Below are 8,747 nucleotides of genomic sequence, written 5' to 3' on the forward strand. Positions count from 1 at the left end.
AGGAGCAAATGTTATTTATGGATCTGGAAGTTCAACAGGAATGCACGTTTCTGGACATGCATATCAAGAGGAATTAAAATTGATGCTTACTTTAATGAAGCCTAAATACTTCATTCCCATACACGGTGAATTTAGAATGTTACATCATCACCGTCAATTGGCAGAGTCTGTTGGTGTCAAGAAAGATAATATTTATGTTATCGGCAATGGAGATGTTGTTGATATTAAAAATCAAACTGCTATTCAAACAAGACGTATAACTGCGGGTAATATATATGTAGATGGATTAGGTATTGGAGATGTTGGAAACGCCTTATTGCGCGATCGCAAACAACTTTCTGAAGATGGTATGCTTATAATAGTTATAACCTTGAGTAAAACAGAAGAGAAAATAATTTCTGGCCCTGATACAATTTCTCGTGGGTTTGTATATGTTCGGGACTCTGAAGATTTCTTAAATAAAATTAATCAATTAGTTGTAGAAACTGTCAACAGATTACAAAAAGCACATATTAATCAATGGAATGTTCTAAAAAGAGAAATACGAGAATCACTTGGTCACTTTATATACTCACATACAAAAAGAAAACCAATGATCCTCCCTATTATAATTGAAGTGTAAAATGCTTATTTTCTTTAGTCATTAAGTCTTGTCTTACTTATATCTATTAGTATCTAAAACGGCTTTTTCTAAATAAATATCGCACCATCTAACAACTGATATTCATAATTTTAAGAAACCCTATAACTGCTGTTAATGCTAATTCTATTGTTAACGGGGGTGTTTCCCCACATTCTTTCATCTGAAATGCAACTATCGTCAATGGTAATAAAGAGTATCTTATTTTTAGTATAAGCATAATACTATAACTGACCTTTCTATGCAGTAGGCTAAAAAAATACGTCTGCTGCATAGAAACATACTTTAATCAATCTCAATTACATCAAAAAACTTAAAAGTACGCTTATTACAACAAGCATCCGTACAAGTAATCGTCTCCATTAATGGATTAATATCCACTACTGTTATGTAATTTTTATATAAATAACCATCTTTATAATATGTAAGTAAAACCTCTTCCTCACCTAAAAATGAAGTTAATAGCTTATTTTCAATCATTTCTTTTGCATCTTGCGTTACAATTGGACGCGAGGCTTTCGTTTGCTCCTTTATCATTTCTTTAATAACTGCGAACTGCTCCGGCATACTGGCAAACGGTTGCCACTTTACCATACCTCTTCCTTTTGGCATATTAGCATTCTTCACGATTTGTGCCCTCCTAATAATGTGTTTCTATATCTTGCTGTTGCGACGCTTGTGTAGGAAATACCTCGTAAAATACTGTTCTTACCAAATCGTGTTCGAATTTCGTCCATAACCTTCGTTAATCGCATTTCTTTTTCTCTTTGTACAATGTTATCGAAAAGGGAAATTTGCTCTTCCCCTTCATTAATAAGGTTTGTTAATGAAACACTTACTGATCGAATCGGCTCTCCTGTATGGCGCTCATATAAAAAATATGTACAAACATTATAAATATCCATCGTTAAATTTGTTGCTCTATTTAACGTATGTGCCTTTTTTATTCCCCCACCGTATTCCCTGCTATATCCAACTGAAAAATGAATTGTTTGCGCGCATTTCTTTTCTCGTCTCAATCTATAACAAACTTCTTCTATATGCTCTAATAAAATAACTATGAACTCTTCTACCGAATAATCACGCAATAATATTTGGCTTTTCGCTATAGATGTTGTCGCTGGAACATATTTTTCTGCTATTCTACTAAAATCAATTCCGTTACTATGTAGATGTAATTCTTCTCCTATTACACCGAATGATTGCTTTAAATATTTCAAAGGATACTGAGCTAATTCTCCAATGGTATGTATACCTTTTCGATTCAATTTCATTTCTGTTTTATACGATATACCCCAAAATTTACTGAGCGGTCTAATACTCCATAACTTCTCGGGTATATCGTCATACGTCCACTGCGCTATTCCATCCCTATTCTTTTTCGCTTCCACATCCATCGCTACTTTACTTAATAATAAATTAGGCCCAATACCAATCGTACTTTCAATCCTTGTACGTTCATATATTTCTCGCTTAAACTTTAATGCGAATTCGCACGGAGTACTGGCAAACAAATGAATACTTGCAGTCATATCCATAAAAAATTCATCGATACTATATTGATGAAAATCTTCCGGTGCGACATATTGCAAAGCCAAACCCGTTATGAAAGTTGAACACTTCATATACGTATGCATAATTGGATTCACAATAATAATATCTGGTCGCTTCGGTATTTCGTACAAACGAGCCATCTTCTTTATTCCTAACGCTTTTAATGGCGGTGTTGCTGCTAATACAATTGATCCGCTCTGATTCACATCCCCTACGACAGCCAATTTTGTATATCTTGGATCAAGTCCTTTTTTAATACATGATACGCTTGCATAAAAGCTACGAAGGTCTACACAAAGAATAATCCGATTCGGTAAAAGAGAATAATCATACAAGGTTATCACTCCTAACAAAAAGAACATTTGTTCTTATTATATCCGAACTAACGTTCTTTTTAAAGGTATTTCTATGAAAATTTTGGTTAAAATGACCGGGCTTTAAAAACCTAAAAACACTTAAGAGCCCTACAATATTCAAATACTGTTTTCACCATTAGGGGATAACATTCATGCCGATCAACTTAAAAATGAAAACAAAGTGTACTTTCATTTTGTGGAGGTAAAGCATTCCTAAAATAGAAGCATACTCTTAATAATATGCATACCAAATAAACCCTAACGGGTTTCCTTTTTTAAATTATGCAACTTTCTTTTGTTTTTTCAACCCATTATACTCATAAACAACACCCATAATATCAAAAACAGTCTTCTTCTCATATATCGATGAGATTTTCTTCCGTTCTTCTGTAGGAGGTGGAACAGGCTGATTAGGATCTTTGTTATTTCTTGGATGTTTTGTTGTATGGCTTGATACAAACTCGATAAGTGATCTTGAATCATTCCAATTGCTTTATATTCACTTAATTCTTGTTTCTTCTTTTGTAAAATTAATTGTCGCATCTTAAACATAGTAGAAGAACATAGCAAAATGGCAATGAGTTCTCCATAAACATGGCATTCTAATCGCTCTTGTTTAATATGTTGCCAATGATGAATTTGAAATAAGGATTTCCAAGTTTTAAAAATGATTTCAATTTGCCATCGGAGCAATCTCCCAAGGTGTATTGGTAACATATAGGTTCATGCCAGCTAATCGTTTGCTTTTTTCCGAATATGTAATCCCTTTTTTACTTTCTGTGTACACTTGTTTTTTCATACGCTCACGAAGTTGTTTTTCTGTTAATCCATACATAATCACCCGAGTAAATAGTTTTTTATCCTTTCCAATATAAGCTTCTTTTATTTCATAGGACTGTCCTGGTTTTAAAGTATCCATGATGTGCTCTAAATCAACTTTGATGTACTGAGATTGTTTTTTTATTGTTCCGTTTCGAAGGTATTCAGGAAATTCATTTTTGACATATACCCTATTGTTTAATTTGAGTCGCGATATATAGTACACACCACGTTGATCCATTTGATCTAAATCATCCAGTGAATAATAGCCTAAATCCCGAATACATAGGTCACCAGGGCGTAATGTTGATAAACACTCTGTTCCAAAGGTTTTATCATTATTTTTCCCTGATTCCACTTGGAAATTTAAAAACTGACCACTATGTAAATCATATTCTAACTGGATTTTTATACCCGCTGTTTGTGCACAACCACCTGATCCAGGATATACATTGGCCAAGTGTTTTGGTACGTGAAAAATGGTTACATCTAAAATACGAATTCGCTGAAAATAGGTAAGTGAAGCACTTGGAATTGCTGACTTTCCACAAACTTTATTTTTTAATAATGTGGAGAAAATATGTTTCAAAAAGAACACTGCCTTTTTATTAAAGCGCTTATTTAGTCCTTCAGGACTCATAAGAGTTCCTGTTGATGCATGTAGCTGACTACACAATCGGACTAATGAATCACTCGCTACTCGTTGACTAATCCAGACACATATAGTAGCTAAATCATACTCTGGAAATTTACGTCTTCATTTTACAAAACCTAGCTCTCTAGCGAGATTTTCCAAAAATGAAGGGGTAAGATGTTCATATAATTCTTCAGCAAATAATTATAATTCGTCAGAAATTGATAGATACATACAAAAACGCCATCCTTTCCTATGATTCTACAGAAAGAATAGCGTATTTTTTGGTTCTGGTGCAAAGGTAGTGGAAAAGAAAATATAACATATATATTTCTAGCATAATGGTAAGATAATCCTGGTTCCTCATCATTTCTACTAAATCACGAAAAATTAAGTTGTACCGTACCAACGTACAGTTAACAAAATAATATCTTGCTGATAATACTTCCATTTGAACAAATTTTCCTTTTCCATACCGATCACACATCTTTTGTAGAGTAATAGTATCAGCATATCCCAGTTTAAGAGGTTACTTACAAAATTTTTAGAATTTTTTTGCGGGAATCCTTCGAAATGTAATACGGACTTTAAATATTTTTATTTATAATTCTCTATTTGTCTATACTTTTCATACCGCTGTTGTATAAGCTCTTCCGAGGATAATAGTATCAATTTTTTTAGAGATGATTCGATTACAGATTCAATCATTTTTGCCTGTGATTTTATATCATTTTGTGCTCCACCTTTAATTTCAGGAATGATTTCATCAATAATTCCTAAATGTTTTAAATCTTTTGCTGAAATTTTCATATGTTCAGCAGCTTCTGGAGCATACTTAGCGTCCTTCCATAGGATAGATGCTGCTCCTTCTGGCGAAATTACCGAGTACCATGAATACTCTAACATATGGATATGGTTACCGACACTAATGCCAAGAGCTCCACCACTTGATGCCTCTCCAATTACAATACAAACAATTGGCACTTTAAGTGTAGCCATTTCAAATAGATTTCGAGCTATCGCTTCAGAAATTCCACGTTCTTCAGACCCTTTCCCTGGATAGGCGCCTATTGTATCAATAAATGTAATAATAGGGCGATTAAATTTATCAGCTTGTTTCATAAGTCTTAGCGCTTTTCTATAACCTTCTGGATGTGCCATTCCAAAATTTCTTTCTATATTTTCCTTTGTATTTCTACCTCTTTGATGACCAATAACCGTAACGGGCATCCCTTTAAATTTTGCAATACCACCTATCATTGCTTTATCATCACCATATAATCGATCACCATGAAGTTCGAGAAAGTTTGTAAACAATAAAGGTATATAGTCCAATGTCGTGGGCCGGTTACGTAGCCTTGCAATTTGAACTCGTTGAAAAGGTGTAATATTAGAATAAATTTTATCTTGCATTTTATTTAAACGTTTTTCTAATACATGAATTTCTGACGATAAATCTACATTATTTTCTTTCATAATTTTCTTTAATTCATCAAATTTCTCTTTTAATTCAATAATAGGACGTTCAAAATCCAAACTCATTTTATCCTCCAAATGTTATGATTTACCTCACTCTAATCAAAAGACTTAGAAATAGAATCAATAAATAATTCAAAACCATCCACAACTATTTTTTGTTCTGATTCTGATAAATTATTGAGAATACTTTGATAAAATGTAATGGATTGCTCTCTTAAGCAATTAACAGTTATGTGACCTTTTTCTGTGAGGTGCAGAAAAAGTTCTCTTCTATTTTTTTCATTTACTTCACGATAAATAAGCCCCTTTTTTACTAACTTATCTACCAATCTACTTACAGTTGAAGTCTCTAATCTAAGTTTATTGGATAGTTGCCAAACAGTTAATTTTTCCACCTCTAGTTCCTCTAACGCCATCATTTGAGAAGTTGGTAAAGGTTTTTCAAATGGTCCATTGGGCAAATTTTGAGATTCAAAAACCCCAGTTATTATAATCATTTTCTTAATATCTGTTCTTAGTTTTAAGGCATCTTCTCTTTTCAAATAGGTCACCCTCCTACAACTAATGTATCATACATCAATTGTATTATACATGAATATGTTTTTTTCACAAGCTTAACGTAAGCCAATATTACAACATGGACGAGATATTTCTTCTTGTTAAAATGGTATAAGTGGATTGTTTTCTACAAATGGCTGAACATCAATTATGTATCAGGGGCCTTTATGGGGTACCGCTCATCGCAATCAAGCTCAGAAAATAAAACTATCCCAAAAATGAAATTTTGTGATAACTTGTAACAAAAAACTCATAATTTTTTTGGGGGGATTCTAAATTTTTAAGTTGATGGGCATGGGGATAACACTGTATTTAGTTCTAAAAAAATCTCATTCAATGTATACTCGGTAACATGAATATACATATAAAATAAGCCTCATATCTATGCGCTATCAATCACAGAGGGAAAAACTATGCACACAAAACAGCTAGAATTTCAAGTAACTGATAAACATAAAAACTACTAAAATTCACTTCAGCTTTCATGTCTCTAATTCATATATTCTTCTAAATTTATTTTCAGCAAAATCTCCTACATAGCGCCTGTGCCAAGATTCATCTGCATAACTAGTTACATTCTCCTTTTTGCTATTATTAATAGCTTAGTAATAAAAGCTGTTAAACAGCAAAGGTGCGAAGTCTTAAATTAGACTTCGCACCTTATACAAATTTATAATCAGTGACGATACAAACACGACTACAATAATATATACATAATAATCACTCATTATATCTGTTACTTCTTTAATCGGCTGGAGAGAATACAATATATAAACAAATCCTTTTACTTAGCCATCTCTCATTATCGGATTGATTGTTTCTAGATACTTAATTCCCTCTATACTAATTTTAATCGGTAATCTATTCCGATTAAAATTACAAATGATAAATGTATCCAGTTTTCCTTTTTGCCTACTTGCTAAATTCAGCAATTAAAACGTTTTTAAAAGACTCTGGATTATTAATGTTAAAACTGTTCGAATTGACGGCCAATGTATGTTTGCCTCCAAGTGTTCCACCAGCAAAAGTGGAAAACCCTAGAACGCCACCTCTGTGTCCCCATACCGAGACACCATTCGGAAGCTTAATTTCAAGGATTCCAAGACCATATCCGGTTCCCTCTCTATTTGTAGGAACTGTAGTAAGCATTTGTTTTAACTGCTGTTCCTTCAGTAATTTGCCACCTAGTAAGTAAGAGAAAAATTTGTTTAAGTCGTCAGCAGTAGAAATCATATCTCCATCCGAGCTACCTGGGTTAATATAAGTAACGTCTTTTAGCTCACTCGCTCCGTCTAGTTGCAAATAGCCACGGGCATGCTTGGTGCCTGGAATCACGCTTGAATTGCCAGGTAGAAATGTATTTGACAAATCAAGCGGTTCAATAATCCGATTTTCAACCTCTTCGGCATAACTGTTGCCAGTTACTTTTTCAATAAGGATCCCCAGTAATACGTATCCTGTGTTTGAATAAGACCAACCCTTTCCTGGGGCAAAGTCTGGGGGAAGTGAAATCCCCATCTTTACAAATTCTTCAGCCGTATACGATTTTTTTGTATCCGTAATATCAAAGTCTTTTGAATTTATATAGTCAGCAATACCACTTGTATGATTCAATATTTGCCGGATCGTAATCTGGTTACCATCATATCCGTTTCCTTGAATAACGCCAGGTAACCATTTTTCAATGGAGTCGTCTAGATTCAAACGGTTCTCTCCAGATAATTGAAGTAGAACTGTTGCAATGAACGTTTTCGTCACACTGCCAATGCGAAAACGAAAATCTGCTTTCATTGGTTTCTTAGTTCTCAGATCCGCTATCCCAGCGGTATAACTCCAAGTTTTACCACCCTTAGAAATTTGAGCGAGTATTCCCGGGTATCCAAGTTGCAGTTCATCTCGTATTGCTTTCTTAACGGAAGTACGATTGCTTTGCGTACTTGTTTGTAACGAACTAGATACATTTTGCGTAGGTTCTGCTTTTACAACTGATGTTGGTGTTATGTATAACAGGGAACTTCCACCTATTAAAAGTGCTAGACTTGCACATGTAATTTTACTGCATGTTTTCATAAAAAATTCCTCTCTTCTATTAAAATTGTATAGATAGTTGATAGAAGTGTCATATACGAACCACACAGCTATCCATTCTCCAAATGATGAAAAGGCAACAATGCATTTGCAATCATTGTACTCATTATTTTCACAAAACACTCTTGTTACTGATTGTTTGTTTTATATGTAGGCCGTACTTGTTCCCCCCTTCACGCCTCCTTATATTTTTATCCTACACAATGAAAATCTCTTTTTTCTTACCTATTCCTTACAAATTCCTTACATACAAAATCACTTGTACAATAGGGTTGAAGTAGCATCTGTGCCCGAAAGCGCAAAAAACACCGATGCTTTTCGCTTCAGTGTTTTTTGCGCTTTACATATTGAAGATTCATTTTACTCTTAACAGGTTGAATTGCTAATTTTTTCTAATACAATTATTCTTCTTACTATATAAAACAAAATTCATAGTATTATATGAAACACTTCTCAAGTTGTCATTAAGGCACATGATTCTAAATTTATTGATATAGTTGAGATGGACTCACTTTTTGAATTTGAACAAGTATATCAAACGCTTTACCTAATGATATATCAACAGTTTTTGGTATATCAGGCCCTTCGGTAGTTATTCCAGCGAAAATTGGATGTTGTT

The 8,747-nt window shown here is 33.7% G+C and carries 7 protein-coding genes and 2 pseudogenes; 1 reads left to right on the forward strand and 8 read right to left on the reverse strand.

The genetic code is table 11. The features are described 5' to 3' along the window. On the forward strand, nucleotides 1-622 hold a 622-nt coding region (locus H6481_RS27610; RefSeq protein ID WP_182813739.1), incomplete at its 5' end, for a ribonuclease J. 303 nt (nucleotides 623-925) lie between these two features. On the opposite strand, the gene H6481_RS27615 is transcribed toward H6481_RS27610, so the two are convergent. From H6481_RS27615 to H6481_RS27650, 8 genes and pseudogenes are all read right to left on the reverse strand, one after another. After that, nucleotides 926-1,267 (reverse strand): YolD-like family protein, encoded by a 342-nt coding sequence (locus H6481_RS27615; RefSeq protein WP_053564081.1) that lies wholly within the window; start codon nucleotides 1,265-1,267, stop codon nucleotides 926-928. Beyond that, a complete protein-coding gene (locus tag H6481_RS27620) occupies nucleotides 1,264-2,529 on the reverse strand; it encodes a Y-family DNA polymerase (RefSeq protein ID WP_182813741.1) in 1,266 nt (421 codons plus the stop codon). The genes H6481_RS27615 and H6481_RS27620 overlap by 4 nt, the downstream gene beginning before the upstream one ends. A 301-nt stretch (nucleotides 2,530-2,830) precedes the next feature. Beyond that, a pseudogene (locus H6481_RS27625) lies at nucleotides 2,831-4,237 on the reverse strand (IS4 family transposase). 130 nt (nucleotides 4,238-4,367) lie between these two features. Beyond that, nucleotides 4,368-4,477 (reverse strand): annotated as a pseudogene (locus H6481_RS27630) (IS6 family transposase); the annotation flags it as partial. Nucleotides 4,478-4,600: 123 nt separating this feature from the next. Then, nucleotides 4,601-5,545, reverse strand: coding sequence for an acetyl-CoA carboxylase carboxyltransferase subunit alpha (locus tag H6481_RS27635; RefSeq protein ID WP_098277341.1), 945 nt, complete (start codon nucleotides 5,543-5,545; stop codon nucleotides 4,601-4,603). Between the two features lie 32 nt (nucleotides 5,546-5,577). Further along, on the reverse strand, nucleotides 5,578-6,024 hold the full coding sequence (locus H6481_RS27640; protein ID WP_016122572.1) for a MarR family transcriptional regulator: 447 nt from the start codon (nucleotides 6,022-6,024) through the stop codon (nucleotides 5,578-5,580). Nucleotides 6,025-6,952: 928 nt separating this feature from the next. After that, nucleotides 6,953-8,110, reverse strand: coding sequence for a serine hydrolase domain-containing protein (locus H6481_RS27645; protein WP_182813743.1), 1,158 nt, complete (start codon nucleotides 8,108-8,110; stop codon nucleotides 6,953-6,955). 503 nt (nucleotides 8,111-8,613) lie between these two features. Next, nucleotides 8,614-8,747: erythromycin esterase (locus H6481_RS27650; protein ID WP_182813745.1), on the reverse strand; the 134-nt coding region annotated here is incomplete at its 5' end.

It is taken from the genome of Bacillus sp. ME78 (assembly GCF_903970865.1).
Classification (GTDB): Bacteria; Bacillota; Bacilli; order Bacillales; family Bacillaceae_G; genus Bacillus_A; species Bacillus_A cereus.

Bases quoted from the DNA above. Each gene is read 5' to 3' on its own strand.
- H6481_RS27635 (WP_098277341.1), bottom strand. From the start codon at position 5,545: ATGAGTTTGGATTTTGAACGTCCTATTATTGAATTAAAAGAGAAATTT.
- H6481_RS27645 (WP_182813743.1), bottom strand. From the start codon at position 8,110: ATGAAAACATGCAGTAAAATTACATGTGCAAGTCTAGCACTTTTAATA.